The organism is Idiomarina sp. D18, assembly GCF_057748155.1.
This window is the reverse complement of sequence record NZ_CM173240.1, coordinates 1518274-1544826: the sequence shown is the minus strand read 5'-3', so window position 1 is coordinate 1544826 and position 26553 is coordinate 1518274. Positions and strand designations below refer to the sequence as shown.

Sequence of the window (26553 nt, the reverse complement as noted above, 5' to 3'; positions counted from 1 at the left end):
AGCAGTTATAGCACATAGCGGACATCTTCAATGTCAGCTAGAGAACGGTAGAGAATTTCGATATGTTCCTGACTCTCGACACGAACCGAAACCGAAACGGAATGGTAGTTGCCTTTGCTACTCGGCTTGACCGAGGGACTGTAGTCCCCCGGTGCATGCTGCTGTAATACTTCAACGACTTGATCAGGAAGCGTGGCCGTAGCTACGCCCATCACCTTAAAGGTAAAGTGACACGGAAAGTCGACTAGCTGATCAAAACGAGTTTTTTGCATACGGATTGCTTATTCCTCAGAGAACTTACGTTTAATATAGTCCATTGCGCGCTTAAAGAAACCGCCTTCCTCGACACTTTGCAATGTAACGAGTGGGAAAGAAGCGACATCTTCACCTTCAAGTTGAAGGTAGACCGTGCCGACGTGTTCGCCTTTCTGCAATGGTGCTTCTAACTCTTGATTGAGTTCAAAGTTTGCTTTTAATTTGTCGCGTTGACCACGCGGCAGCGTGATAACAACATCTTCGCTAATACCTAACTCGACCTGGTCTTTGTCTCCACCCCAAATTCGTTGAGATACGAAACTCTCACCGGCTTCATACGCAGTAACCGTTTCATAATAACGGAAGCCGTAGTTAAGTAATTTTTTGCTTTCAATTTTACGTGCTTGTTCGCTACCGGTACCGATGACTACTGAAATCAGTCGAGTATCGCCGTCCACCGCAGACGTCACTAAACTATAGCCAGCTTCGCTGGTGTGACCTGTCTTAATGCCATCGACATTCATGCTTCGGTCCCACAACAACGCGTTTCGGTTGTATTGCTTTATGTTGTTATAAGTATACGATTTTTGAGAGTATATTTTATACTCTTCGGGCGTCTCATTGATAAGTGCGCTCGCCAATTTACTCATATCGCGTGCCGAAACATACTGTTCCGGATCGGGTAAACCATGACTGTTAGCAAAATGACTGCTGGTCATACCGACTTCTTGCGCGTACGTATTCATTAAATCTGCAAAAGCACCTTCGCTACCGGCAATGTACTCTGCCATGGCGACACAGGCGTCGTTACCAGACGAAATGATAATACCGTGGTTAAGGTCCGACACACTGACCTCAGTACCTACTTCGATGAACATCTTCGATGATTCGGGGAAATTTTTTGCCCAAGCATTTTCGCTGATAGTGACCATGTCCGAATTACTAATACGACCAGCTTGAATTTCTTTACCGATAATATAGCTTGTCATCATCTTGGTCAGACTCGCGGGCGGCAGGCTCTCATCTGCGTTACCTTCGGCAAGTACTTTACCTGTTTTGTGGTCAATCAGAATATACGCCTTAGCGTTGACCTGAGGAGGATTCGGGACAAGCGACTGAGCACTTGCAACACCAAAGGAAAACACAGCAACGAGTGTGACGAGTGGTTTTATCATCTTGTTAACTATCTTCATGGTTATCGCTTTAACATCTTTTATGTGTGTGGATTATATCAATTTTGATTGTTCGAGTCAGTTGCTTCCGCACTATTCGCGGTAATTTTAACTCTAAATGCGTTAGGAAAACCCTTCGCCCTAACTTGCTGTAACCATTTATTGGCTTCAACTTGTGGCAAAGGTCCTAAAAGTAGCTTATGTAGACTCTCGTTTGACTGAGTAGTTGCATGTGCTTGCCAATTTTTTGGTAACTGGTCGCGTAAGGTCGATATTTTTTGCGCATCTTCGCTGGCGAATAGTTGGACATAATAGCGATGTTCAACGGCGGGCGATAAAAACTCAATGGCTTCAACTTTAACCGGTGCTGTGCCGTGACCTACGATGTCCAGTTTATAGGCAGCCGCAAATGATAAATCGATGAGTCGATCGGAGTGAAATGGGCCACGATCGTTGACTCTTACGATCACCTGTCGTTGGTTATTCAAGTTTGTCACTCTTACGTAGGTTGGCAGTGGTAACCGGGTATGGGCGGCAGTCATACTGTACATATCATAGTATTCGCCATTAGATGTGAGGTGACCATGAAACTTATTGCCATACCACGAAGCGATACCTGTCTCTGAATAACCCTCAGCGCTTTCCATTACATCGTAAAACACGCCATTGACTTGATAATCTTGGTTACCTTGTCGACTTAAAGGCTCCTGTACCGGTGTCGCACTTTGCAACTCCGTAGCGGTAGGGATGCGTGTTGGTGCACTATCGTGTGCTTGTTGGTAACGACCTGAGGGCTGCGAGCTACAGCCCTGCAATAGCACTACACAACTGACCAGCGAAGCGCCTAAACGCACCATTTTATGAGTCATTTTGATGTTCATAAGCAGAGGCAATTTGTTCGCTCAATTGATAAGCGACCATAGCGTATAGTGGGCTGTGGTTGTAGCGTGTAATGCTGTAAAAATTGTCAAAGCCTAACCAGTATTCATGACCTGTTTCGGTTTCAAAAGCCAGCACTTTAACGGCAAGGTCATCAGCGTATTGGCTGTCGATTTGATAGCCTTGACGGCGCAACTGACCAATCGTGGTATCAGGTTTCATACCTTTTGAGGCAACCGCTGCCCAATCTTGATTTTGCTCAGGTTGGTGGGCGACCGGTGCGCCGGCTTGCCAGCGGTGTTCCGCAAAATAGTTTGCCACGCTGCCAATCGCATCGGTGGTGCTGTTAATTAAATCGCGCTTACCGTCATTATCGAAGTCGACAGCATAGTGTCGGTAGCTGGATGAGATAAATTGACCATACCCCATGGCACCGGCATAAGATCCCACGGGCTCTGTAACATCCCAACCTTGCTCGGCGGCTAAACTAAAGTATTCGGCGAGTTCCGATGAAAAGAATGAACTCCGTGGCGGATAATAAAAACCAAGGGTATATAAGGTATCTAAAACGGAATATTTCCCTAAGTACTCACCATAGAAGGTCTCGATACCGATAATGGCAACAATAATGCGCTCGGGTACACCAAACTTCTGTGCTGCACGCTCTAGCTCATCTTGATGAGCTTGCCAGAACCGGACACCCGCGGCACGGCGCTTATCGGTCAGGAAAATAGGGTAGTATTGATACCAAGGTTTAGCCTCCCATGGCTTTTGGATGGCAGCGAGCACATCCTCGTTACGTCGCGCCTTAGCTAACCACTGCTGTAGCTTTTCCGGCGCGATTCCTAATGCCTCACTTTGTTCGCTCACAAAGGCATCGATTCGTTGTTGTGCTTCAGTTTCGGTGCGTTGCGTTTGCGCGCTCGCGAATGGTCCGCTAAGCGCGGCCAACATGATGGAGGAGGTTATTATCGCTGATTTAATCATACTGCACCTACATAATCGTTACTATTGATAGCCATCGCGGATTACAAGCCTATGATGGGTTGCCGCTGACATAATAATCCCAAAACCAGCCATCAAGGTTACCATGGATGTGCCACCATAACTGATTAGCGGCAACGGTACCCCGACAACGGGAAGTAATCCAGAAACCATACCAATATTTACAAAAACATACACAAAAAATGTCAGAGTCAGCGATGCTGCGAGGAGTTTAGCGAACATATCTTGTGTTCTTAACGCGATGATTAACCCACGAATAATGACAAAGGTATAGAGTGCCAGCAATAAGGTGACGCCGATGAGCCCGAATTCCTCACTAATGACGGAAAAGATGAAATCGGTGTGACGCTCGGGTAAAAACTCAAGTTGAGATTGAGTGCCATGGAGCCAGCCTTTGCCATCAATGCCACCGGAGCCAATGGCTATTTTGGATTGGATAATATGATATCCGGAACCTAAGGGGTCGAGCTCTGGGTTTAGAAAAGTGAGTACCCGCTGACGCTGATAGTCATGCATTAAGTAGATCCACAAAACGGGTAGGAAGGCTAGTATGAGCATGACGGCAAAGACAATTAAGCGCCAACTCAAACCGGCAAAGAAGATAACGAAAAGTCCGGCGCTTGCGACTAACAACGAGGTACCTAAATCAGGCTGCTTAGCAATCAGAAGGGTCGGTAACAACACCAATGCGAGCGCTGCGGCTATTCTTAACAAGCGCGGCGGCAGGGCGCGTTGATTGATGAACCACGCAATCATCAGCGGCATCGCTAACTTCATAATTTCTGAGGGTTGAATCGTCACAGGACCGAGATCGAGCCAACGTTGGGCGCCTTTGCCGACTTCGCCAACCAATAATACGGCGATGAGCAACAATACGCCTAATCCATAAATTAACGGTGAGATACGTTCGTAGAATCGTGGTGGCAGTTGCGCGACGACGAAAAGGGTGGCCAACGCAGCACCAATACGAATAGCCTGTCGTACGACCATATCCATGTTTTGCCCACTTGCCGAGTAGACGATAAACAGACTGGCGATGCAGAGGCTCAGTAAGCCGAGTAGTAAAGGGCCATCCAAGTGTAGCTTTTTGAGCAACGGGTGACGCTGACGTTCTTCAGTCGTTAGCACTTTCGACCTCCTCATATTGCTCAGGATGATAGCGCTTATGCCATGTATCTAATAGTCGACGAGCGGCTGGAGCGGCAATGCTACCGCCACCCCCAACCACGTTTTCAATTGCAACAGCGATGACAACTTCAGGTGATTCAGCCGGTGCGTAGCCTACATACATTGCATTATCGCGATATTTTTCGGCGACCTCTTCTGCAACATATTCCTCGTCTTCACCCAAGTTAACAACTTGTGCCGTTCCGGTTTTACCTGCGGATGTGTACGGCGCATGTCGAAACGCTGAGTGAGCGGTTCCGTGAATGCTGGAAGTGACTTCGACCATGGCGTCGTGCACCACTTGCCAGTAGCTTTGTTTATCGACTTGTACGGGCTGATTGTATTTCGGTTCTACCACCTGCATATCGTCTAACGTTCCATAACCTCGCAGCAACCTCGGAATAACGAACTCACCGTTATTTGCCATCACACCCGTTGCAGCTGCAAGTTGCATTGGTGTAGCGGTCCAATAACTTTGTCCAATACCCACCGATAGCGTTTCTCCTGCATACCATGGCTGACCGTAACGGGCGCGTTTCCAGCCGCTATTGGGCATAATCGCGGGAATTTCTTCAGCAATATCGATGCCGGTTTTTTCGCCAAAGCCAAACTGATGCATGAAGTCAGAAATTTGATCGACACCGAGTTTGAGAGCCAAATCATAATAAAATGTATCGCAGCTCTCTCGTATAGCTTTACTGACGTTGACCCAACCATGACCCCAAGCAAGCCAGTCGCGGTAGCGCCGGTCGACCCCTTTAATTTCAAACCAACCGGGGTCCCAAATGCGAGTCGTCGGTGTAATCTCACCTGATTGTAAGCCTAGTAATCCGAGTTGAGGTTTAATAGTAGAGGCGGGCGGATAGCCGCCCTGGGTTGCACGATTCAGCAAAGGACTGTGTCGGGAATTCAGTAATGAACGATAGCGATCGACTGAAATGCCGCTAACAAACCAATTGGGATTGTAACTAGGGGTGCTCGCCATCGCGAGAATGCCCCCCGTTTGCGCGTCCATCAGAATGATCGAACCGCGATTTTCTCCCAGTATTTCAGTTGCTTTACGTTGTAGTTCGATATCCAGCTCGAGCACAATATCTGAGCCCGGTGTGGGCGGCTCAGTGTTCAGCGTACGCACTACACGTCCACGATTGTTCACTTCAACGCTACGATATCCCACCTCACCATGAAGTTGTTCTTCATAGTATTTTTCGATACCCAATTTACCGATGGTTCGACTCGCCGCATAGTTGGGTAGACGTTCTTCCTCATCTAAGCGCTGCACATCACGACGGTTAATTTTAGCGACATAACCTACGACGTGAGTCAACAGATCGTCGAATGGGTAGTGGCGTACTAATCGTGCTTCGATTGAAAAACCGGGAAACTTATGTTGTTTGGCAGCAAAGCGAGCAATTTGTTGCTCGTTCATATCATCGAGTACGGTGACATGATTGAAACGACGCTGAGTTTTCACATTCTGCTCAAAGTCTTCAATCGCTTCAGGTGGGATTTCCAGTAAGTTAGCAATACGCGCAACTTGTTGTTCGAGGTCGGTAACTTCCTCAGGAATGACTTCTAAGCTATAAACGGGTAAATTCTCAGCCAGTAATGTGCCATTACGGTCGTAAATCAAGCCTCGATTCGGCGCGATTGGAACGAGCTTGATACGATTATCATTTGAACGGGTTTGCAAGTCGTTATATTCATCGACTTGTAAGTGATAAAGGTTACCAAGAATAACCGCGAATAAGCCGATAATAACAACAATCGCAAAAATCACTCGTCCAGCAAACAGGCTGGATTCAGCATCATGATCTCTGATCGGCGTACGAGTGCGCATTTAGCTTCATTACCTTTATATCGTTATTCCCGATGGTACGGGTGATTATTATTAAGACTCCATGCACGGTACAAACTTTCAGCGACAATCACGCGTACAATAGGGTGAGGCAATGTGAGCGGTGACAGTGACCAGCGTTGTTCGGCGGCTGCTAAGCAGGCATCTGACAATCCCTCAGGTCCACCAATCAGTAATGACACATTGCGACCATCCATTTGCCAGCCCGCCATTTGCTGAGCTAATTGTGGTGTGGTCCAAGGTCGGCCATGAACCTCAAGTGTCACGATACGATGACCTTTGGGTACCGCTGCTAGCAAGGCTTCACCTTCTTGGCTTTTGATTTTACCTAGCTCAGCCTTCTTTCCCCGCTTTTGAGGCGTGATCTCGACAAGATCCAAGCTCATGTCACGGGGAAACCGTTTTTGATATTCTTCAAAGCCGCTGCTAACCCAGGTTGGCATTTTATTACCAACAGCGAGCATCTGAATGTGCACTTATTGGCTCCAGAGCTTCTCAAGTTGGTAAAAGTCGCGTATAGACTCTTGCATCACGTGTAGCACCACGTCACCTAAGTCAACCAGTACCCACTCGCTTTGCTCACCACCTTCGATACCTAATGGAGGGATACCTGCGTGTTTAGCTTGGGTCGCAACATATTCAGCAATACTTTTAACATGTGTTTTAGAGTTGCCAGAACAAATAACCATGTAATCAGCAACGTCCGTTTTACCATGCACATCAAGGACCTGAATGTCACGTCCTTTTAAATCATCGACTTTATCAATGACAAATTCGCGCAGTTGTTCAACTTGCAAGTTTTATTACTCCCATCGACTTTGACAAAAGTTAGAGTGTATCAGATTATCGCGCTATAAACAGCATCACAATGGGCTTGAATACAATCCGTGATGACGAATGTATGTCATTACCTGAGATGGTATTTCTGCACTGTCACCTGATGCTAAAGCGTCCCTAACCGCAGTTGATGACACATCAGTCAGGGTGGTATTAGCAATATAAATACGACCACTTGAACCCTGATAGAGTTCATCGGGCGAAGATACTTGTCGGTCATGCAGTAATTGAGTCACCGTTGAGTTAGCCGTCCTGAGCTGATAACCGGGGCGAGGCAGGACAACCAGGTGAGCACAAGCGAGGATGGACTGCCACTCAAACCATTGGTCAAAAGTAAGTAACGAGTCCATACCCATAATAAAAGCCAGGGTATCATTAGGGTAGTGTTCACGCATTGCGGCGAGTGTTTTGGCAGTATACGACGGACCGTTTTGGTTTAGCTCGAAAGGTTCGGCACACATGTGTGCATGAGATCTGATAGCGCATTCGATCATGGCGAGACGGTGCGCGCCATTAGCACGCGGTTGGGGCCTGTGCGGTGGTACCGCGTTGGGCATTAAATGAATAGTAACGTAATTAAGCTCTTCGACTAGCGCCTTTGCAGCATTAAGATGGCCACAATGGATAGGATCAAAAGTACCGCCAAAAATCGCTCTCAACATGACTATACACACCTAATTGTTGGCTGATGGGCGCAGGTAATTGGGGCGAGGACAATAACACAACGAGATGATAAAGCAGAACATCAAGTGGCTCGTCGCGGTCTCCTTTTATTGCACGCTCAATGCGCTCTGCCAATGCAATCATTTGCTTGATGGAATTATCACTGTGGGTGCTAGCACGTGCTGAGTAGGCAGACTGTTGCGAGCTCCATACTGCAAATTGTTTAAATACGGTTTGGTGATCCAATCCATGCTGCGCGTTGACATGTAATTGGCTGATAATCTGCACTTCGCGCTGTAGCATCCAATTAAGAATATTCAGTTCAATATCGTTATCAAGTAACCGCTCCAAACGATGAATTGCTTGACTCAGATCCTGTGCTGCAATGCTCTCTTGTAATCCGAATACATCAAATTGACTGCTATCTGCGACGCGCTCGTAGATTTGCTTCTCGTCTATTTGTGGTGAATTTGGTAGCAATGACCATTTGATAAACTCTTGTTCGAGTGCAAAGAGATTGCCTTCAAACCAGTTACTTAAAACCTCAGCCGCTGTTTGTGATAACTGCAGTTGATGGCGCTGCGCGCGTTGCATTACAAAACGTGGTAACTGACTGCGTTTGGGGGTGAAAATTTTAACTTGCAGTGCCTGTGCTGCAAGCGCTTTGAACCAGCGACTATTGAGTTGTTCCTTTTTGAGCCGAGGGCCCTTTAAGATAAGCAACTGGTCAGGATTCGGTTGTTTAACGTAGTCGACTAACGCATCTGAACCCGGTTTACCGGGTTTAGCTTCGGGCAACTCAATATCGAGTACTGTGAAGCTACCAAATAGGCTCATTGATTGTTGCTGTAGGGAAAGTTGACCCCAATCAAATTCGGCATCGGCACGCCAACGCTGATACTCCGGCGCACTTGATAATTGTTGATTGAGGCTGTGGCGGATTATTTCGTCGCAATCTTGCTGCAACAGAAGCTCGTCCCCAAACAGCAAAATGACAGGCGGAATGCGTTGTTGCAAACTGCTCGCGAGCTGTTCAGGGAAAATGGCTTGCATGGTTAGTCCGAGAACTCTGAGATCAGTTGACGCACTAAACGGCGAGTCGCTTCATCTCGCATTTCTGATACCAAGAGTTCACGCTCTCGCGTTTTGGCGAGAGCAAAGTTCGGATCATCTTGGTAGTCGCGAGCAACTTCGACTTGGCCGTTATACTCGGTTTCGCCATCACGGATGACCTGATAATTGATTTGGTATATCAGTTCATATTCCGCGACTTGTCCACTTTCAAATAAAGAGAGTGTACGGCGTTCAAGCTGATCGGAAAGTATACGCACGATAGTGGTGGAGTTGCTTGTGCCCCCATCTACTACCTGAATACCTGCGGTAAGTAACCGTTGCGTCAAGCTCGCCTCGAGTTCTAATGAGTCAATACTATCGAGTCGAACGGCCTGAAGATTAGCAGGAAGCTGATAGCTATCTCTTAGTTGGAAGCTACAGCTATTAAGCCCGCCTAAAAAAAGCAGGCTTAATAACACAGCGGTTACTGGTCGTAGGTACGCCATATTAACTCACCACAATATTGAAGATTTTGCCTGGCACATAGATCTTCTTGCGAATGGTTTTACCATCGGTGTATTTTTGTACAGATTCATCGGCTAATACGAGCGATTGTACTTCTTCTTCGCTCGCGTTAGCAGCGACGGTCAGCTTGGCACGTACTTTTCCATTGACCTGAACAACAATGAGCTTTTCTTCTTCGACCAACGCACTGTCATCGACACTCGGCCAGTCTGCAGCGATCAGGCTATCTTGATGACCGAGTTGCTCCCATAAATGCTCGCAAATATGCGGTGTAATCGGTGCCAACATACGAATCATGGCATCAATCGCTTCACCCATCACGACACGGTCGGCTTCAGTCTCAACAGGCGCCTTTTGTAGGTGATTAAGTAGCTCCATGATTGCCGCAATTGCGGTGTTAAAGTGTTGACGACGACCCATGTCATCACTCACTTTGGCTATGGTCTTGTGAAGCTCGCGGCGCAGTGCTTTATGCTCCTTATTGAGCTGAACGTCACTTTGATGATAGCCACCCGCTTCGATGAAGTCATAGGTTAATTTCCATACACGACGCAAGAAACGTTGAGCACCTTCGACACCTGAATCCGACCACTCCAAGGTCATTTCAGGTGGCGCGGCAAACATCATAAATAAACGAACCGTATCGGCGCCGTAACGTTCGACCATAGTTTGTGGGTCGATACCGTTATTTTTCGACTTTGACATTTTGCTCATACCCGCGATTTCGACAGGTTGACCATCTGCTTTGTGGCGTGCTGAGACTACGGCACCTTTGTCGTCTTTATCGAGTTCAACGTCGAGCGGAGAAATCCACTGTTTGCCGCCTTTGTCATCCTCACGGTAGAAACTGTCAGCCAATACCATACCTTGGCATAGCAGGCGCTTAAACGGCTCATCGGATTCAACGAGACCTGTGTCACGTAGCAATTTGTGGAAGAAACGCGCATACAACAGGTGCAAAATAGCGTGCTCAATGCCGCCGATATACTGATCCACTGGGAGCCAATAGTTGGCTTTTTCTGGATCGAGCATGGCGTCATCCGTTTGTGCGCTGCAATAGCGCGCGTAGTACCATGACGACTCCATAAAGGTGTCGAAAGTATCGGTTTCATGTTCTGCCGGTTGTCCTTGATATTCTGTTTTGCGCCACTCAGGATCAGCTTTAATGGGCGATGTAACACCGTCCATTGTGACATCTTCAGGCAAGCGGACCGGTAGTTGGTCTTCTGGCACGGGCACTGATTCGCCATCGGCAAGATTCAGCATCGGGATAGGTGTCCCCCAGTACCGTTGACGAGAAACACCCCAGTCGCGCAATCGGTAATTCACACTACGCTGACCCACGCCACGTTGCTCCAGCAAATCAGCAATCGCGTCGAAGGCTTGCTGTGACGACATGCCGTTGTAGTCACCTGAGTTAATCACTTTACCTTTTTCGGTAATCGCCGCGGCTTTAATATCACCTTCGCCACTAAACGGCTCGATAACAGGAACGATAGGCAGTTCATATTTGGTCGCGAACTCCCAATCACGCTGATCGTGACCTGGCACTGCCATAACGGCACCTGAACCGTAATCCATTAAAACAAAGTTAGCGACCCACACGGGAATCTCTTCGCCGGTCATTGGATGAACCGCGCGGATCCCCGTATCCATGCCGAGCTTTTCCATCGTGGCGATATCTGCTTCAGCCACTTTGCTATTTTTGCACTGCTCGATAAAGTCGGCGAGTTCAGGGTTACTTTTTGCAGCTTCACGTGCGAGCGGATGCTGTGCGGCTAGCCCCATGTAAGTAACACCATAAATCGTATCAGGGCGGGTGGTGTAGACACTCAGCGACTGGTCGCTGTTGGCCACTTTGAATTCAATTTCTAAGCCTTCAGAACGACCAATCCAGTTACGCTGCATCGCCTTAACTTGTTCTGGCCAACCATCCAATTGGTCTAAATCGTCAAGCAACTCATCTGCATAATCGGTAATTTTGATAAACCACTGCGGAATTTCTTTTTGTTCAACTTTAGCACCGCTGCGCCAACCGCGACCATCGATTACTTGTTCGTTAGCAAGTACGGTTTGGTCAACAGGATCCCAGTTAACGGTGGCGTTCTTTTTATAAACCAAGCCCTTTTCATATAACTTTGTAAAGAACCATTGCTCCCAGCGGTAGTACTCGGGTGAGCAAGTGGCGACTTCGCGTTGCCAGTCATAGCCAAAACCTAAGCGCTTAAGTTGCTCGCGCATATATTCGATGTTTTGGTATGTCCACTTGGCTGGCGCGGTTTTATTTTGAATGGCGGCATTTTCTGCCGGTAGACCAAATGCATCCCAACCCATCGGCTGAAGCACGTTCTTGCCTTGCATCCGTTGATAGCGAGAGACCACATCACCCAGCGTGTAGTTACGCACGTGACCCATGTGGAGCTTGCCGCTTGGGTACGGGAACATCGAGAGACAGTAGAATTTCTCTTTCTCTGGCTGTTCAGTGACTTCGAACACTTTATCTTCTTGCCAACGTTGCTGAATGGCTTGTTCTATCGCGGACGGGTTGTATTGTTCTTGCATAGGTCGTTTTATATCCGATATTGGTTACTGCATAGTCAGGCGGCAAAGCCGCCTTCGAATTAGCTAATGGCGTACCACATTACAAACATGATGACTAAGCCAGCCACACCAAAGAACGTAAATTCAAAACGCTGGCGCTGGCGAACTTCAGAATCATCGGTTGGTGCTGCTAAAAAGAACATTGCTAAGCTGGTGAGGCCGAGTCCACCAGAGGCAACCAGAACTGCAAAGAGAATGGCATCGAGAATGTTTTCCATGACTACTTTTCCTATTTACCCAATTAACACGATTATTGTACTGATTTTTCCTGCGACTGACCACGGTCAGTGCGATTAAATAGCCTGATTAAAGGTAGTAACGACAATACAGCAAGCAGGTCAGCAGGCCAGTTTCCCCATTGCTGAAATAACGTTGTGCCGTGTACCACGGGAAGTTCTGCAGAAACCGTTGTCGCTTTAAATTGGGGCGCGATAGCGATGATGCGACCTTGTTCATCAGTCATCGCACTCACGCCGTTATTGGTCGAGCGGATTAACGGTCGACCGAGTTCCATTGCACGCATGCGTGCGATTTGCATATGTTGCCAAGGACCATGAGAGTCACCAAACCAAGTATCGTTGCTGACAGTAATTAGGTAGTCAGTATCGGCGCTTACGTTCGCACGTACCTGATCGGCAAAGACAATTTCATAGCAGATGGCAGCTGCCAAGCGGTGACCGTTGGCTAATAAGTTAGGTTGAATATATTCACCGCGTTGAAACGATGACATCGGCAAATTAAATAACGGAGCGATAGGGCGCAACAGATTCTCAAAAGGGACAAACTCGCCAATCGGTAATAGGTGGTGCTTTTGGTAACGGTTGCTGCTGCCATACTGATAAGGCGTATCAAATCCATCAATACCCGATTCGTCGCCCAACACAATCATCGTGTTGTAGAACTGATCACGGGTACTTTGATAATCAATAATACCGGATATTAATGCAGCGCCGTTCATTGCCGCCGATTGATCAATGGTGCTCAGTACGTCATCTGCGTAGGGTTCAAGTGCTGTGATGGCGGACTCTGGCCATACGATAATATCGTGTTGGTAGTTCGGACGGGTAAGATCTAAGTAACGCAATATATTAGGCCACTGCTGATCAGCCTGCCATTTAAGCGTTTGTGAAATATTGCCTTGTACCAATAACACAGATGTTTTGGTGTCAGTACGGTGCAACGGTTGCAATTTAGGCAGTATATAACTTGCGGTAAAAAACACCAGTAGCATCAGTGCCGCGTAAATTCGGCACCGTAGCGACCCCACGACTGCCGCTGCGATAGACAATGCTATAAACCACAGTACGGCAGTAATGCCTCGCTGACCGATAGTCGATGCTAAACCGCCCAGCCAAGCGTCCGTTTGCGTATAGCCGAGCTGTAACCACGGAAAGCCGGTAAATAACCAACCTCTTAGCCACTCGGATAGGAACCAAAACAACACCAAGCTAAAATACGCGTAAGGCACTTTGAGACTTAATTTACGCCAGCTGTAAAAAGCCAGCGCAGGGAAGAGCGCAAGATAAGCGATTAACAAACCGAGTACCGCGATATCTGCTATCAGCGGCATACCACCATAGGTATCAATGCTGACTAAAATCCAACTTAAGCCGGCGCCTAACCAACCAAGACCAAAGAAAAAGCCAGCTCTAAACGCCTGTTTAGGCTTGAGCGGTTTTATAAGAAGCACCACGCAGGGCAGTACTAACAGCGGCAAGTACGTAAGCGTGTAAGGTGAATAAGCAAACGTCAGTGATGTACCCAGTAAAACCAGTACGATGTGACGCAACCAACCCACCTGATTGAGTGCTTCAAGCCGCTTGTGGATCACCCCTGCGATTCCTCGGTATATGTATCCGATGTCGGTGGTGTCACCTGTAATTGTTGAATTCGACGCTTGTCCGCACTGGTGACCTTAAATGTGAACCCAGATAGCGTGATTTGCTCTCCGGGTTGTGGCAGGTGACCGAAGCCGTGCGCCACTAGACCACCCACTGTATCGATTTCATCGTCAGCGAATTGGCTGTTAAAATGGTCATTAAAGTCTTCAATGGTAGTGAGTGCTTTAACAGAGTATCGAGATGCACTTAAGCGTTTAATATCGGCTTTATCGTCATCATTGTGATCGGTTTCATCCTCGATCTCACCCACGATCTCTTCTAAGATATCCTCGATGGTGACCAAGCCCGATACACCACCATACTCGTCGACGACGATCGCCATATGATAGCGGTTAGACCTAAACTCTTTAAGCAACACATCAACCCGTTTGCTCTCTGGCACAATGACTGCTGGACGCATGACTTCGGATAACGAGAAGCTGTCTTCAGTGAAATTAAAGCCGTAACTGAGTAAATCCTTCGCTAGAAGAATCCCTTCGACATGGTCTTTATTGTCGGTGACGACGGGGTAGCGGCTGTGTTGTGATTCGATCACGATAGGCAGGAACTCCTCAACGCTTTGGTGAATATCAATGGTCACCATTTGCGAACGAGGAATCATAATGTCACGCACTTTAAGTTCAGCGACATCGAGTACACCTTCGATCATTTCCTTCGTATCGTTATCGATCAGGTCCCGCTCTTCAGCGTCCTGAATTAAATCGACAAGTTCTTCTCGGCTTTTCGGCTCTCCAGCGAATACCTGTAACAGTTTGGCTGCCCAAGATTTTTGCGAAGAGCCGCTGGCTGAGTGGGGATTGTCGTCGCTCATTCAGAGTGTTGCTCCGTGTTAATGATTAATTTGGTAAGGATCAGGAATATCGAGCCGTGCCAGTGCATCTTTCTCGATGCGTTCCATGTGCTCGGCTTCGGCATCTTCAATGTGATCGTACCCTAAAAGGTGCAGAGTACCGTGTATCACCATATGCGTCCAGTGATGCATGAGCGGTTTCTGCTGCTCATCCGCCTCACGCTCTACCACCTGTGCGCAGATTACCAAGTCACCGAGTAGGGGAATTGGCATTTCGATAGGCGCTTCAAACGGGAAAGACAAGACATTGGTCGCATAGTCCTTACTACGAAATTCATGATTCAGACTGCGTCCCTCAGCTGGATCAACGACACGAACCGTTAATTCGGCTTCAGTATTGTCATAGCCAGCGAGTGCTAACGCAGTCTCTACCCAAAGCTCAATATCCGCTTGTTGAGGGAGTTCACTCGCTGTCTCGCAGGCGACTTGATAATCAGCTTGAACCTTCACGGCGCTCCTGTCCTGTATCAAACTCCTCGTAAGCTTGCACAATGCGTTGCACCACCGGGTGACGCACAACATCGCCGGCTTGGAAGAAGGTAAAACTAATATCCGGTACTTTACTAAGGACTTCAATCGCGTGGCGCAAACCAGACCGTTGCCCTCGCGGTAAGTCAATTTGAGTAATGTCGCCAGTGATTACTGCCTTGGAATTAAAACCAATACGGGTGAGGAACATCTTCATCTGTTCCATCGTGGTGTTTTGGCTTTCATCTAAGATAATAAAGGCATCGTTGAGCGTGCGCCCGCGCATGTATGCTAACGGTGCGACCTCAATCACATTACGTTCAATCAGCTTTTCGACTTTCTCAAAGCCAAGCATTTCGAACAAAGCATCGTATAAAGGACGTAAATAAGGATCGACCTTTTGAGCTAAGTCTCCTGGTAAAAAGCCCAGTTTTTCGCCGGCTTCTACCGCTGGACGTGTCAGCAAAATACGACGGATCTCCTGGCGTTCGAGCGCGTCAACGGCACAGGCAACAGCCAGATAGGTTTTACCTGTACCTGCCGGTCCAATACCAAAATTGACGTCGTGCGCGAGAATCGAACGCACATAGCCCGCTTGGTTATGATTGCGTGGCTTGATAAGACCTCGTTTGGTCTTGATATGCGTCATTTTCTCCGCCGCCGGATCCGTGTCGTCTTGCTCAAGTACTTTGGCTTGCTGAATAGCCAAATGAACCTGCTGCGGTTCGACATGACCCTCTTGACCTTTGACGGTGGCAGTCTCGACATAGAGGTCGCGCAGAATATTCTGCACTGCAGCAACGGTGTGCGCGTGTCCAATTAAACGAAAATGATGACCGCGGTGGGTAATTTCCACACCCAAGCGGCGCTCGATGTGTTTGAGGTTCTCGTCAAATGGACCACAGAGATTAGAGAGCCGACGTAAATCCGTCGGCTCTAGTTCAAATTCAATAGTTTCGGTACGTTGATTCAATCGAATCCTCTTCTTTGCTAGTACTAAGGTACGACTCGAGCAACACCTAATGGATCGGGTTCTTCCGCCTTGTTGCGTTGCAGAATCGTTTCTGGCGCGGTGTCAATCCGAAGGCCCATATCGGCTTCTTCACGAATTAACTCACCTCGGAGTGAGTTAGGTAATACTTCGGTGATTTTGACATCGACAAACTTACCAATCATATGGGGTTGCCCAACGAAATTTACAACCCGGTTATTTTCGGTACGACCGGTTAACTCCATTGGATTCTTTTTCGATGGCCCAGTCACTAAGATACGTTGTTCAGTATCCAACATCCGGCGTGCATGTGCCATTGATTGCTGGTTAAGTCGTTGTTGAAGCAACTGTAAACGCTGTTTCTTGGTCGCTTCAGTGACGTCGTCAGGTATATCGGCAGCAGGTGTACCAGGACGCGCACTGTAGATAAAACTGAAGCTCATATCAAAGTCGATGGCTTGAATAAGATCCATCGTCGCTTGGAAATCTGCATCGGTTTCACCGGGGAAACCGATAATAAAGTCCGATGACATGGCAATATCAGGACGCGCTTTCTTTAAGGCGCGAATTTTTGATTTGTACTCTAACGCGGTATGGCCGCGTTTCATCATCGTTAACACGCGATCCGAACCACTCTGTACCGGTAAGTGTAAATGACTGACCAGCTCAGGAATCGTTGTGTAAGCCTCGATAATATCGTCCGTAAATTCGACCGGATGCGAGGTGGTGTAACGAATACGATCAATACCATCAATGGCAGCAACAAGATGCAATAACTCGGCGAAGCGGCATACAGAACCATCAAAATGCTCGCCACGATACGCATTAACATTTTGACCGAGTAGGTTGACCTCACGCACGCCTTGCTCCGCCAGTTGTGCGATTTCATAGATCACGTCATCGACCGGGCGGCTGACTTCTTCACCACGCGTATAAGGCACGACGCAGAACGAGCAATATTTTGAGCAACCTTCCATGATAGAGACAAAGGCACTCGCGCCCTCGGCTTTTGGATCGGGTAGGCGGTCAAATTTCTCGATTTCTGGGAATGAGATGTCGATCATGGGTTGGTGGTCTGAACCGACCTGCTTCACCATTTCAGGTAAGCGGTGCAAGGTTTGTGGACCAAACACGATATCAACAAACGGTGCACGGGCGCGAATAGCGTCACCTTCTTGCGATGCGACACAACCGCCCACACCAATTAACAAGTCGGGGTTAGCTTGTTTTAAATGCTTCCAGCGTCCGAGCTGATGGAACACCTTCTCTTGAGCTTTTTCACGGATCGAGCACGTGTTTAGCAGGATAAGGTCAGCCTGTTCGGCTTCTTCGGTCAGTTCATAGCCGTGTGTCGAGTTGAGTAGATCGGCCATTTTGGTCGAATCGTACTCGTTCATCTGACAACCCCAGGTTTTTACGTATAACTTTTTGCTCATGGTGACTCAATCAATTGCTGGAATTTGGAAACTTCAAATCGGGCGCATATTTTACCTGTTATATTGGGTAAAAGCCAACCATACCGCGTTAACTTTTACGGCGGGTGCGTATTGCGAAGTAGCCCGCAATAATAATGATGATAGCGCCCCAAAACATATGCCAAGCGACCACCTCGTCGAAGAACAGATAGCCGAGCAAAGCGGCAAACATCACAGAAGTATACGTGAAGACACCCACTTTTGCAGGCGGAGCGATTGAAAATGCTTTGGTCATTGCGAGTTGCCCATAGACCGCAAGCGAGCCCATGGCAATAACGCCTAGCCAGTCTTCGTAAGGCATGGGCTGCCATAACCAAATTAAGGGGATAGCGCTGGCAATGGTGGCATAGGTAGAAAAATAAAAGACAATCTTACTGGTCGATTCTGTGACCGACATTTTTCTAATCACGGTTTTAGTGAATGCAGCAAACACCGCCGCGATAAATGCAACTCCGACGATGGGCGATATACTCGCTTGCCAGGGACTCAAGAAAATGAACACACCGACAAAGCCTAATAAAATAGCTAACCAAGTTTGCCGCGCGACATATTCTTTTAACCAGACCCGACCAATAATAGGAATCAAAAAAGGTGACAGCAATAACACCAGTGTTGCTTGGGCGAGCGGAATGGTGGCTATTGCAAAAAAGAACAGGTACATCGCGGCAACACCTGCTGTGCCGCGTAAAAGGTGCAGGCCCAATTTTTCCGTTCGCAGCGCACTTGGACCTTTACGTAGGAGCCAAGGTAGTAACACGATAAAGGCCATGACGTTTCGAAAAAACACCAGTTGCGCAAATGATTGGTCGTCGCTCAAGTGCTTCACTAATGCGCTCACACCAGCAAAACTTGCTTCTGCAGAGAGAATGAAGCAAGACGCGATGACGACATTTCGGGTTGATACGGCGTTTGAATGCATTGAGCTAGCGCAAATTGGTAATTGGATAATGCATATAGTAACGGAAAACGGCGCGCTTTTATGTTAAAAATAACGGCAATCGAAACAATCAATCGTGGGTACAGGAGTTACAGCGGTGACAATCTCCGTCGATTATCTAATTAATGGCGCTGGAATGGTGGGAGCGGCGGCAGGTTTAGCGTTGGCTCAACAGGGCTACCGCGTGTTACTTGTGGATAACGCTGAAGCACCAGCGAAAGCAGAGCGTTGGGATATACGCATTTCGTCAGTGAATGACCACCACTGGCGTTGGCTGTCTGAGCTAGGTGTTGCGAATTGTGTAGATCATGATCGGGTATTGCCCTACACGAAATTATCGGTTTCGTCGATAAACGGTGCACGCGCCGACTTTGATGCGAAAGAGGTGAATCGCGACCAACTGGGTGTGATGGTTGAAAATAACGCACTTCAGCGCGCGTTGTGGATGTGTTTGGCAGACAACGAAAAGGCTCGAGTGTTTGGCAATAGTGCCATCGTTGAACTTGAGATCGAAGCTCACAAAGCTCGACTCACAAGTGGTGAGATTATTGAGTTTGATTGTGTATTAGGCTGTGATGGCGCCGACTCACAAGTTGCGAAAGCGGCTGGGATTGGTTATCGAGGTTGGGATTATGGACAAACGTGTGAATTAACCAATGTCGAAACTGAGCGCGCTATTCCCGCGTCAACATGGGAATGTTTTAAACCGGGGGGACCATACGCGTTACTGCCGCTGGGCACTCATGAGGCCTGTTTAATTAATTACCGGCCGCTCGGAACCCATCAATCAACCGATCTTAAGGCGCTATTTGAGCCTTCTATTGGACCTTTTCATGTCTACGCCTCGGGCCAGTTTCCATTGCAACGAAAGCATGCTTTGCGCTATTGCGCGGGAGCGGTGGTATTGATGGGCGATGCAGCCCACAGTATTCACCCGTTGGCGGGGCAGGGCGTCAACCTAGGTTTTGCTGATATCCGCTGTTTTATTGAGCAGCAAGGTGATACTCAGCGCTATGAACATCAGCGTCGAAGAGCGAATGCGCAAATGATGCGTGCAATGGATATGATTCATTGGCACTTTGAAGATTCTAATCCGTTAAAACAGCGCTTGGTTGCGGCGAGTTTAAAGTTGGCTCGTGTGAGCGTGATAAAACAGGCGATCATTAAACAGGCGATGGGATTGAATTAGCGTTAGAGAGGCTATTAAAAGCCAAAAACAAAAAAGCCACCGTAAGAGGTGGTTTTTTTTTATGCTGAGTGTCCTAACAACTTGGTGCGGAGGGAGGGACTTGAACCCTCACGTCCTTGCGGACACTAGCACCTGAAGCTAGCGCGTCTACCAATTCCGCCACCACCGCAAGTGGTCATGTTGGCTGGGGCACCAGGATTCGAACCTGGGAATCGCGGGATCAAAACCCGCTGCCTTACCACTTGGCTATGCCCCAACAACATATGGACGAACTCAAGCAACGCGTGGCTGGGGCACCAGGGATCGAACCTGGGAATCGCGGGATCAAAACCCGCTGCCTTACCGCTTGGCTATGCCCCAACATAGTGTTGGTTCAGAGAGTTGGTGCGGACGGAGAGACTTGAACTCTCACGCCGTGAGGCACTGGAACCTAAATCCAGCGTGTCTACCAATTCCACCACGTCCGCACATTTTTAAGATTGGTGGCTACGGCGGGATTCGAACCTGCGACCCCAGCATTATGAGTGCTGTGCTCTAACCAGCTGAGCTACGTAGCCTAATCTTTGTGTTGCGCCTCTCTGTGAGTGCGGCGCGTATTATGCAAATCGCTTGGCTTACCGTCAACCTCTTTTTAAGAAAAAATCACTTAATTGAGTTCGATTGGTTAAAAAAACACTGATTCGAGTGAAAACTAGACGGAAAAGCCACAAAAACATCTCTTTACCAGGGTAGTTCATCTCCATTACTGTGAAAGAACCGGCCTGAGGTTTCTATCGTAAGCTCATCAATACGTTGCATGAGTCGTTCAGCCGCTGTTGCTGGAGAAATATCACCGCGCCCACCGACCATATCCGTTTGCACATAACCGGGGTGCAGTAAGACGACCGCTATTTCTTTATCCTTTAAATCCAATGCCAGAGATTTACCGGCGGCATTGAGTGCGGCTTTTGACATCCGATAACCATAGCGGCTACCTGAACCATTGTCGGCTATGGAACCCATTCGACTGGTAATTAAAGCGACCTTGCTTTCGCTTTCGAGGTTATCCAATAGGGTTTCCGTAACCCGTAGCGGTGCTATCGCATTTACTTCATATTGAGCACGTAACATACGTGCGTCTAAGTCACCGAGCTCATCATGGTTAAGTAAACCCGCGTTATTGATAAGTATATCGATACGAGTGTTGCCTAAGCCTTCTTTCATACGTAAAAGGTCAGCGGTTTTCGTAACATCAATACCTTCTATGATATCTACATCAAGCTCGGTGAGTTGTTTTGAGTTGTTACGGCACACGGCAGTGACTGAATAGCCCGCCTCTGAGTACCGTTTGGCTAACTCAAAACCGATGCCACGGTTGGCACCGGTAATGACGACATTCGACATATTAACGTCCTTTAATCAGATTGTGTGAGATCTTTGGGGTCGAGCAGGCGCTCGAGTTGATTACGGTCCATATCGGTCATCTCTTCAGCGACATCGATAATAGGACGCTTCTCTTTGTAAGCGCGCTTAGCGATATCAGCGGCTTTGCTATATCCAATAACTGGATTCAATGCAGTTACTAAAATAGGGTTTTTAGCTAAGGCCTTCTCTAAATTATCGTGATTCACCTCAAAATCCATAATGGCTTTATCCGCTAAGACTTGGCAGCTTTGCGTGAGCAACTCAAGTGACTGCATCAAATTATAGCCGATCACAGGTAGCATGACGTTAAGCTGAAAGTTACCTTGTTGGGCGGCCGTTGTGATGGTGGTATGGTTTCCATTAACCTGTGCTGCAACCATCGCAACCGCTTCGGGGATCACCGGATTCACTTTCCCGGGCATAATGCTACTACCCGGTTGCAATGGGGTCAGTTGTATTTCACCTAAGCCGGCGAGTGGGCCGCTGTTCATCCAACGTAAGTCATTGCTTATTTTTAATAGCGTGGTTGCAAGCGTATTTAATTGCCCATGCAATTGCACATTGAGCTCTTGTCCTGCTATGCCAGTAAACGGGTTACGTGATGCTTTAAAAGCAATGCCCGTTTGCTTGCTGAGCGATTGCGCAAACAAGTCGGCGAACTGTTCGGGCGCGTTAATACCGGTACCAATCGCTGTTCCGCCTTGCGGCAGTACTTGCGAGTGCTCACACAGTTGCGGTAACTGCTGAGCCGTCAACTCGAGCTGTCCGGCCCATGCGTTCAATTCCTGAGCCATAGTTAATGGCATCGCATCCATTAAGTGGGTACGACCGGTCTTTACCACATCACGTAATTCAACTGCTTTTTTTCTGATGGTGTCAATCAGGTGCTTGAGTGCTGGCTGTAATCGCTGTTCGACGGCCACGACACTAGCGATTTGAATCGCCGTTGGAATCGTATCATTACTTGATTGGCTGCGATTGACATCATCATTTGGATGAACATCAATCCCTTGCTGCTGGGCAATATGGGCAATGACTTCATTGACGTTCATATTCGAACTCGTTCCTGAACCTGTTTGAAAAACATCAATCGGGAACTGGTCGACGTGCTGGCCATCAATAATTTGTTGAGCGGCTGCTTGAATGGCGACTACTTTGTCTTTATCGAGGTCTGCACATTGTTGATTCGCAGCCGCGGCTGACCATTTTATGCGCGCGATGGCTTTGATGAGTTCGGATGGCAGTGTAAGTCCACTGATGGGAAAGTTATTAATAGCGCGTTGTGTCTGGGCGCCATAAAGTGCACTTTTCAAGACTTCAACTTGCCCCATACTATCTGATTCAGTCCTTGTCTCGCGGCTCATAACCTGTTCCTCCTAAGCCAAAAAATTGGGTTAATTTGAAATACGGTCTTATACTCCTAAAGATCAGTTCTAAACGAGCGTCGCTTGTATTAAGCTAGCAACATGAGCGCTTGCGCTTCATTATCTCTAACAGCTATATGATAAGGCGAACCATGATTAAACAGCTAGCTTTGAGCCTGATCATGATTGTGTTCTCTGCGACCTCATGGGCGGATACGCAAACTATTCGGGTTCTCGATAAAAACGGTAATCCCGTTAATAACGCAGTTATTCTGATTAATAAGTCGGTGCTAGCAAGCCCCCACGGCGCGCAAGACAACGTTATTATTGACCAAGTTGATAAGCAGTTTGTACCCAAAGTCTCTTCGATTCAGGAGGGCAGTACGGTGGTCTTTCCAAATAGTGATAATATACGTCATCATGTGTACTCTTTCTCAAAAGCGAAGCCTTTTGAGTTAAAACTTTATTCAGACCAAGAGCGTCCCAAGGTGACTTTTGACAAGCCGGGGGTGGTGACGCTCGGCTGTAACATTCATGACGATATGATCGGCTACGTTGTGATTAACGACGCGTTGCAGGGATTCGTGTCCGATGCGTCGGGAAAGGTCAGTATTGAGTTCAATGACGCGGTCAGTAAACAATCGCAAGCGATAACACTCCGCGTTTGGCATCCATGGATGGGGGATGACCTTAATGCGAGCGAACTCATCGAACTAAAAATGCCAATCAAGAATAGCGATATAAAGCTGGATGTGGCACCACCGGCGCCAAAGAAAGAAGAAAAGTCGCGATTAGAAAAACGCTTTAATCGCTTAGGAGCTTGATGTTTAAACAGTTTAAAGTCCGACTCGCGGTCATTTTTGGTATCCTCATTGCTATTGCATTGAGTGGTGCGGTATTGGCCGTACTGCTCACAACTTCTAATCAAGTTGAACGTACCTTGCAGCGTGAATTAACTGTCAGTGAACGATTATTCCGCGAGTTGATGGATAGTCGAGCTGAGCAACTGCGGCGTGCCGCTGAAGTCCTTACCGACGACTTTGGCTTCAAACGTGCGGTTGCGACTGAAGACCGCGATACCATTGTTTCCGCGCTCGTTAATCATGGTGACCGTATTGGCACCGATCTCATCGCGTTGCAGAATCCAGATGGCCAAGAGATTGCTTCGACCCATAGTTTAGATTTAAAGCAGTTGATTAGTGGTGAGCAGGGTGGCAAGGCGCTACTTGTATCTGAAGGGCAGCTTTATCAGGTGGTCACTGTGCCCGTTACAGCCCCCAACTTAATTGCTTGGGCGACGCTGGGTTTCGAGGTCAACAACACGTTAACCGAGCAACTGAAAGAGTTAGCCAACGCAGATATTACATTATGGCTTGAACAACCCAGCCTGTTACTGGCCTCGAGTTTACCCGCTGCATTGCGCGAGGGGTTTGCACAGGCATTATCCTCTGAGCAACAGGGTTACGATGGTTGGCTTCAACAAAGTGGGCTGGCGCTGCAAGAGACCACATTAACGACGGTCGGAGGCGATGTGGTGCATGTTTCTCTGACAACGTCACGCGCTGAAGCCATGCGGCAGTTTGATGAGTTGCTCGTTCAGATTTTACTGATTGGTGCCATAGCGCTTGTTATCACCTTAATTGTCGCGCTCTTCGTTGCAAAAACCATTTCTACGCCGGTTGCGCTATTATCTCAGGCTGCCAGTAAACTAAAATCAGGTGATTATTCACCCACTAACTTACAATCACGTAAAGATGAGTTCGGTCAATTGGCCGATACCTTTGAGTCGATGCGTTCTGCTATCGCATTACGTGAGCGTAAAGTGAGGTTCCAAGCCACTCATGATCAGTTAACAGAACTTCCTAATCGACGGGAGTTGCAACGACTATTGAATGAAAAGCTCGGTGACTCAGCCTCGTCGGGGTGGTTGCTGCTTATCAACATACGCAATTTTCGTCGTTTAAACGATAGCGTGGGTCAGCGAATGGGTGATGACGTCTTGAAACAGTTAGCAGGGCGCTTGCTTTCTGGATGTCAATCGAATGATATCTTGGCTCGCTTCGGCGGTGATGAATTTGCGCTGGTCACGGAGGGCGAGACTGAATCAAGAATAGCTCGTCGGTTAGAAGATTTGAGCGCTCGTCTTAACGCACCTTTTGTGGTTGGGGAGAGTCAGTTTGAACTTAAATTTAATTGTGGTGCTGTGCAGTTTCCGCAGCAAGCGAGTGAGTTAGATAGTCTTATCCGCCGTGCTCAGGTTTCGGTAAAGCATGCTAAAGAGCACAATCAGTTTAATGCTTTCTATCAAGAAGGGTTTGATGAAGCGCACTTACGTCGGCTTGCGATCGTCGAGCAACTCCCAAAAGCGATTGCGCGAGGTGGCTTCACGCTTGTTGCGCAACCGAAAGTGTTAGCGACTAACGGACGCACCGTAGCGGCGGAGATGCTCATCCGCTGGCAAGATGAGCAACTCGGTTGGGTCGGTCCGGATGAATTTATTCCGCTGGCGGAGCAGTCGGGCATGATCACCGAAATAACCCACTGGGTCGTGGAGCAGGCCGAACAATGGGTGAATCAATTACGAACGTTCAAGGATGATATTAAGTTAAGTATTAATATCTCAGCGGTTGATTTGATCAACGATAAGCTCGCCAATGATTTAGTCGCGCTCAGTCAACGCAATATGCAACGCTATTTGATATTGGAAGTCACGGAAAGTGCATTGATGAATGAGCCTGAAAAGTCGATTGCTTGCTTAAAAATGCTAAGTGAGCTCGGCTACGAGATTTCTATCGATGACTATGGTACGGGGTATTCGTCGCTATCGCAGATACGTCGCTTACCGATCAATGAGTTAAAAATTGACAGAGCCTTTATTCAGTATTTAATGATTCAACCCGACGATCAGTCAATTGTGCGTTCGACCATTCAACTTGCGCATGAGTTGAACTTACGTGTTGTCGCCGAAGGGGTTGAGGACGAAGCCAGCTGGCATTGGCTGTTAGCCAATCATTGTGATGTGCTGCAGGGCTATTATTTTAGTAAGCCGATTTCATTTGAAGAATTACATTTACGACTATTGAAGGAAAAAGAGCATGCCTAAACGCATTTTTTATGGCTTATCCGCACTCTTGCTGAGTGCCGTTCAGCCTGCGCTGGCGCAACAATTTGAAGCACCGGGATCGCGTCTATTGGCGACCGGCGGCGCAAGCACTATCGAGGGGAGTGGCGGCGGTGGAATCGTGCCATGGGCAACCCTCAGCAGTTACGCCGATGAAGGTGAGTGGGGCGCGACTGTACAGATGACCGAAGTACAAGTTGATGATTTTAGTTTAAGTGTGCAAGGCGCTAGCTTTAACTGGAATAACCGAGTTGAAGTTTCCTATGCACGCCAGCAGTTCGACTTAGAAACGATTGGTGGCGAACTCGAACAATCTATTTGGGGTGTTAAAGCGCGACTCAGCGGTGATTTGGTCTATGGGGTGATGCCGCAGGTCAGTGCCGGCATCCAACACAAAAGCAATCAGACCTTCGCCTTACCTCAGGCGGTGGGTGCAACTGACGACTCTTCAATGGATTACTATGTGAGTGCTGCCAAAGCTTGGCTTGCGGGACCGTTTTCGCGTACGTGGGTGGCTAATGTTACGTTACGTAATACAGAAGCGAATCAACTCGGGTTACTTGGCTTTGGTGGTGATAAGGAGAATAGCCGCGAGTGGGTGGGAGAAGCGTCTATTGCTGTTTTTCTCGATCGCTACTGGGCGGTAGGTGTTGAGTACCGTCAAAAACCGGATTTACTGAGCTTTGCCAAAGAGGACGATTGGAAAGATATTTTCGTTGCTTATTTTCCCTCGAAGCATGTGTCCGTGGTTGGTGCATACGCAGATTTGGGGTCTATTGCTGGATTAGCGTCACAAACCGGTTGGTATCTTTCGGTTCAGGCAAGCTTTTAAGGAGTT

Annotated in this window: 25 protein-coding genes and 5 tRNA genes; 4 read left to right on the top strand and 26 right to left on the bottom strand. The window is 47.9% G+C overall.

Translation table 11 applies throughout. The features are described 5' to 3' along the window. Positions 1-5: 5 nt before the first annotated feature. The 19 genes from ybeD to AC3AP5_RS07445 form a co-directional block, all read right to left on the bottom strand. On the bottom strand, positions 6-272 hold the full coding sequence (gene ybeD / locus AC3AP5_RS07535; RefSeq protein WP_006955187.1) for a DUF493 family protein YbeD: 267 nt from the start codon (positions 270-272) through the stop codon (positions 6-8). Between the two features lie 9 nt (positions 273-281). After that, positions 282-1448 carry a D-alanyl-D-alanine carboxypeptidase family protein gene (locus tag AC3AP5_RS07530; RefSeq protein ID WP_006955186.1) on the bottom strand — a complete coding sequence of 389 codons (1167 nt, stop codon included), beginning with the start codon at positions 1446-1448 and terminating at the stop codon, positions 282-284. 38 nt (positions 1449-1486) lie between these two features. Then, positions 1487-2296 carry a septal ring lytic transglycosylase RlpA family protein gene (locus AC3AP5_RS07525; RefSeq protein ID WP_272978173.1) on the bottom strand — a complete coding sequence of 270 codons (810 nt, stop codon included), beginning with the start codon at positions 2294-2296 and terminating at the stop codon, positions 1487-1489. Then, complete coding sequence (gene mltB, locus AC3AP5_RS07520; protein WP_487326418.1) at positions 2286-3293, bottom strand: lytic murein transglycosylase B; 1008 nt, start codon at positions 3291-3293, stop codon at positions 2286-2288. The genes AC3AP5_RS07525 and mltB overlap by 11 nt, the downstream gene beginning before the upstream one ends. Positions 3294-3314: 21 nt before the next feature. Beyond that, entirely contained in the window at positions 3315-4454 is a 1140-nt protein-coding gene (gene rodA, locus AC3AP5_RS07515) for a rod shape-determining protein RodA (RefSeq protein WP_207328210.1), read from the bottom strand. Beyond that, the gene (gene mrdA, locus AC3AP5_RS07510) at positions 4426-6318 is read right to left on the bottom strand and encodes a penicillin-binding protein 2 (protein WP_286681728.1); all 1893 of its coding nucleotides are present in this window, start codon (positions 6316-6318) and stop codon (positions 4426-4428) included. Before mrdA ends, rodA begins: the two co-directional genes overlap by 29 nt. A 23-nt stretch (positions 6319-6341) precedes the next feature. Beyond that, positions 6342-6812: a 23S rRNA (pseudouridine(1915)-N(3))-methyltransferase RlmH gene (gene rlmH, locus AC3AP5_RS07505; protein WP_006955181.1), complete on the bottom strand. Its 471-nt coding sequence runs from the start codon at positions 6810-6812 to the stop codon at positions 6342-6344. Next, positions 6813-7133 carry a ribosome silencing factor gene (gene rsfS / locus AC3AP5_RS07500; protein ID WP_006955180.1) on the bottom strand — a complete coding sequence of 107 codons (321 nt, stop codon included), beginning with the start codon at positions 7131-7133 and terminating at the stop codon, positions 6813-6815. Between the two features lie 66 nt (positions 7134-7199). Next, positions 7200-7835 carry a nicotinate-nucleotide adenylyltransferase gene (gene nadD / locus AC3AP5_RS07495; RefSeq protein ID WP_487326417.1) on the bottom strand — a complete coding sequence of 212 codons (636 nt, stop codon included), beginning with the start codon at positions 7833-7835 and terminating at the stop codon, positions 7200-7202. Next, positions 7804-8889 (bottom strand): DNA polymerase III subunit delta, encoded by a 1086-nt coding sequence (holA, locus tag AC3AP5_RS07490; RefSeq protein WP_487326416.1) that lies wholly within the window; start codon positions 8887-8889, stop codon positions 7804-7806. The genes nadD and holA overlap by 32 nt, the downstream gene beginning before the upstream one ends. Positions 8890-8891: 2 nt before the next feature. Next, positions 8892-9395, bottom strand: a complete 504-nt coding sequence (locus tag AC3AP5_RS07485; RefSeq protein ID WP_006955177.1) for an LPS-assembly lipoprotein LptE — start codon at positions 9393-9395, stop codon at positions 8892-8894. 1 nt (position 9396) lies between these two features. Then, positions 9397-11976, bottom strand: a complete 2580-nt coding sequence (gene leuS / locus AC3AP5_RS07480) for a leucine--tRNA ligase (protein ID WP_487326415.1) — start codon at positions 11974-11976, stop codon at positions 9397-9399. 59 nt (positions 11977-12035) lie between these two features. Then, the gene (locus tag AC3AP5_RS07475; RefSeq protein ID WP_348671236.1) at positions 12036-12233 is read right to left on the bottom strand and encodes a hypothetical protein; all 198 of its coding nucleotides are present in this window, start codon (positions 12231-12233) and stop codon (positions 12036-12038) included. A gap of 32 nt (positions 12234-12265) precedes the next feature. Continuing rightward, positions 12266-13846 carry an apolipoprotein N-acyltransferase gene (lnt, locus tag AC3AP5_RS07470; RefSeq protein ID WP_487326414.1) on the bottom strand — a complete coding sequence of 527 codons (1581 nt, stop codon included), beginning with the start codon at positions 13844-13846 and terminating at the stop codon, positions 12266-12268. Then, on the bottom strand, positions 13843-14727 hold the full coding sequence (gene corC, locus AC3AP5_RS07465) for a CNNM family magnesium/cobalt transport protein CorC (RefSeq protein WP_006955173.1): 885 nt from the start codon (positions 14725-14727) through the stop codon (positions 13843-13845). The genes lnt and corC overlap by 4 nt, the downstream gene beginning before the upstream one ends. Before the next feature lie 18 nt (positions 14728-14745). Then, the gene (gene ybeY / locus AC3AP5_RS07460; protein ID WP_006955172.1) at positions 14746-15216 is read right to left on the bottom strand and encodes an rRNA maturation RNase YbeY; all 471 of its coding nucleotides are present in this window, start codon (positions 15214-15216) and stop codon (positions 14746-14748) included. Further along, on the bottom strand, positions 15200-16207 hold the full coding sequence (locus AC3AP5_RS07455; RefSeq protein ID WP_006955171.1) for a PhoH family protein: 1008 nt from the start codon (positions 16205-16207) through the stop codon (positions 15200-15202). Before AC3AP5_RS07455 ends, ybeY begins: the two co-directional genes overlap by 17 nt. 23 nt (positions 16208-16230) lie before the next feature. Beyond that, a complete protein-coding gene (miaB, locus tag AC3AP5_RS07450) occupies positions 16231-17661 on the bottom strand; it encodes a tRNA (N6-isopentenyl adenosine(37)-C2)-methylthiotransferase MiaB (protein ID WP_006955170.1) in 1431 nt (476 codons plus the stop codon). Between the two features lie 88 nt (positions 17662-17749). After that, on the bottom strand, positions 17750-18619 hold the full coding sequence (locus AC3AP5_RS07445) for a DMT family transporter (protein WP_006955169.1): 870 nt from the start codon (positions 18617-18619) through the stop codon (positions 17750-17752). A 115-nt stretch (positions 18620-18734) separates the two neighbouring features. Between AC3AP5_RS07445 and AC3AP5_RS07440 the strand changes: the two genes are divergently transcribed. Continuing rightward, a complete protein-coding gene (locus AC3AP5_RS07440; RefSeq protein ID WP_487326413.1) occupies positions 18735-19826 on the top strand; it encodes an FAD-dependent monooxygenase in 1092 nt (363 codons plus the stop codon). 82 nt (positions 19827-19908) lie between these two features. On the opposite strand, the gene AC3AP5_RS07435 is transcribed toward AC3AP5_RS07440, so the two are convergent. The 7 genes from AC3AP5_RS07435 to AC3AP5_RS07405 all read right to left on the bottom strand — a co-directional run bounded on the left by AC3AP5_RS07435 (position 19909) and on the right by AC3AP5_RS07405 (position 22594). Continuing rightward, positions 19909-19995: transfer RNA gene (locus tag AC3AP5_RS07435), tRNA-Leu, on the bottom strand. A 12-nt stretch (positions 19996-20007) separates the two neighbouring features. Further along, positions 20008-20082: transfer RNA gene (locus AC3AP5_RS07430), tRNA-Gln, on the bottom strand. A gap of 29 nt (positions 20083-20111) precedes the next feature. Continuing rightward, a tRNA-Gln gene (locus tag AC3AP5_RS07425) sits at positions 20112-20186 on the bottom strand. A 22-nt stretch (positions 20187-20208) separates the two neighbouring features. Next, positions 20209-20293 (bottom strand) — tRNA-Leu (locus AC3AP5_RS07420). Positions 20294-20306: 13 nt separating this feature from the next. After that, a tRNA-Met gene (locus tag AC3AP5_RS07415) sits at positions 20307-20383 on the bottom strand. A gap of 163 nt (positions 20384-20546) precedes the next feature. Further along, positions 20547-21209: an SDR family oxidoreductase gene (locus AC3AP5_RS07410; RefSeq protein ID WP_006955210.1), complete on the bottom strand. Its 663-nt coding sequence runs from the start codon at positions 21207-21209 to the stop codon at positions 20547-20549. An 11-nt stretch (positions 21210-21220) separates the two neighbouring features. Continuing rightward, positions 21221-22594 carry a class II fumarate hydratase gene (locus AC3AP5_RS07405; protein ID WP_006955209.1) on the bottom strand — a complete coding sequence of 458 codons (1374 nt, stop codon included), beginning with the start codon at positions 22592-22594 and terminating at the stop codon, positions 21221-21223. A gap of 152 nt (positions 22595-22746) precedes the next feature. Between AC3AP5_RS07405 and AC3AP5_RS07400 the strand changes: the two genes are divergently transcribed. From AC3AP5_RS07400 to AC3AP5_RS07390, 3 genes are read left to right on the top strand one after another with little or no spacing between them, the layout of a single operon-like run. After that, on the top strand, positions 22747-23418 hold the full coding sequence (locus tag AC3AP5_RS07400; RefSeq protein ID WP_487326412.1) for a methylamine utilization protein: 672 nt from the start codon (positions 22747-22749) through the stop codon (positions 23416-23418). Next, entirely contained in the window at positions 23418-25697 is a 2280-nt protein-coding gene (locus AC3AP5_RS07395; protein ID WP_487326411.1) for a bifunctional diguanylate cyclase/phosphodiesterase, read from the top strand. The genes AC3AP5_RS07400 and AC3AP5_RS07395 overlap by 1 nt, the downstream gene beginning before the upstream one ends. Then, on the top strand, positions 25690-26547 hold the full coding sequence (locus AC3AP5_RS07390; RefSeq protein WP_487326410.1) for a DUF3034 family protein: 858 nt from the start codon (positions 25690-25692) through the stop codon (positions 26545-26547). The genes AC3AP5_RS07395 and AC3AP5_RS07390 overlap by 8 nt, the downstream gene beginning before the upstream one ends. Positions 26548-26553: the final 6 nt, after the last annotated feature.

What these genes read in the sequence shown, in the direction of transcription:
- ybeD (WP_006955187.1), bottom strand. Translation starts at nt 272, where the DNA reads ATGCAAAAAACTCGTTTTGATCAGCTAGTCGACTTTCCGTGTCACTTT.
- AC3AP5_RS07530 (WP_006955186.1), bottom strand. Translation starts at nt 1,448, where the DNA reads ATGAAGATAGTTAACAAGATGATAAAACCACTCGTCACACTCGTTGCT.
- AC3AP5_RS07485 (WP_006955177.1), bottom strand. Translation starts at nt 9,395, where the DNA reads ATGGCGTACCTACGACCAGTAACCGCTGTGTTATTAAGCCTGCTTTTT.
- AC3AP5_RS07390 (WP_487326410.1), top strand. Translation starts at nt 25,690, where the DNA reads ATGCCTAAACGCATTTTTTATGGCTTATCCGCACTCTTGCTGAGTGCC.
- mrdA (WP_286681728.1), bottom strand. Translation starts at nt 6,318, where the DNA reads ATGCGCACTCGTACGCCGATCAGAGATCATGATGCTGAATCCAGCCTG.
- AC3AP5_RS07525 (WP_272978173.1), bottom strand. Translation starts at nt 2,296, where the DNA reads ATGACTCATAAAATGGTGCGTTTAGGCGCTTCGCTGGTCAGTTGTGTA.
- holA (WP_487326416.1), bottom strand. Translation starts at nt 8,889, where the DNA reads ATGCAAGCCATTTTCCCTGAACAGCTCGCGAGCAGTTTGCAACAACGC.
- AC3AP5_RS07475 (WP_348671236.1), bottom strand. Translation starts at nt 12,233, where the DNA reads ATGGAAAACATTCTCGATGCCATTCTCTTTGCAGTTCTGGTTGCCTCT.
- mltB (WP_487326418.1), bottom strand. Translation starts at nt 3,293, where the DNA reads ATGATTAAATCAGCGATAATAACCTCCTCCATCATGTTGGCCGCGCTT.
- nadD (WP_487326417.1), bottom strand. Translation starts at nt 7,835, where the DNA reads ATGTTGAGAGCGATTTTTGGCGGTACTTTTGATCCTATCCATTGTGGC.
- corC (WP_006955173.1), bottom strand. Translation starts at nt 14,727, where the DNA reads ATGAGCGACGACAATCCCCACTCAGCCAGCGGCTCTTCGCAAAAATCT.
- rodA (WP_207328210.1), bottom strand. Translation starts at nt 4,454, where the DNA reads ATGAGGAGGTCGAAAGTGCTAACGACTGAAGAACGTCAGCGTCACCCG.
- AC3AP5_RS07410 (WP_006955210.1), bottom strand. Translation starts at nt 21,209, where the DNA reads ATGTCGAATGTCGTCATTACCGGTGCCAACCGTGGCATCGGTTTTGAG.
- leuS (WP_487326415.1), bottom strand. Translation starts at nt 11,976, where the DNA reads ATGCAAGAACAATACAACCCGTCCGCGATAGAACAAGCCATTCAGCAA.
- AC3AP5_RS07445 (WP_006955169.1), bottom strand. Translation starts at nt 18,619, where the DNA reads ATGCATTCAAACGCCGTATCAACCCGAAATGTCGTCATCGCGTCTTGC.
- AC3AP5_RS07405 (WP_006955209.1), bottom strand. Translation starts at nt 22,594, where the DNA reads ATGAGCCGCGAGACAAGGACTGAATCAGATAGTATGGGGCAAGTTGAA.
- miaB (WP_006955170.1), bottom strand. Translation starts at nt 17,661, where the DNA reads ATGAGCAAAAAGTTATACGTAAAAACCTGGGGTTGTCAGATGAACGAG.
- AC3AP5_RS07400 (WP_487326412.1), top strand. Translation starts at nt 22,747, where the DNA reads ATGATTAAACAGCTAGCTTTGAGCCTGATCATGATTGTGTTCTCTGCG.
- AC3AP5_RS07395 (WP_487326411.1), top strand. Translation starts at nt 23,418, where the DNA reads ATGTTTAAACAGTTTAAAGTCCGACTCGCGGTCATTTTTGGTATCCTC.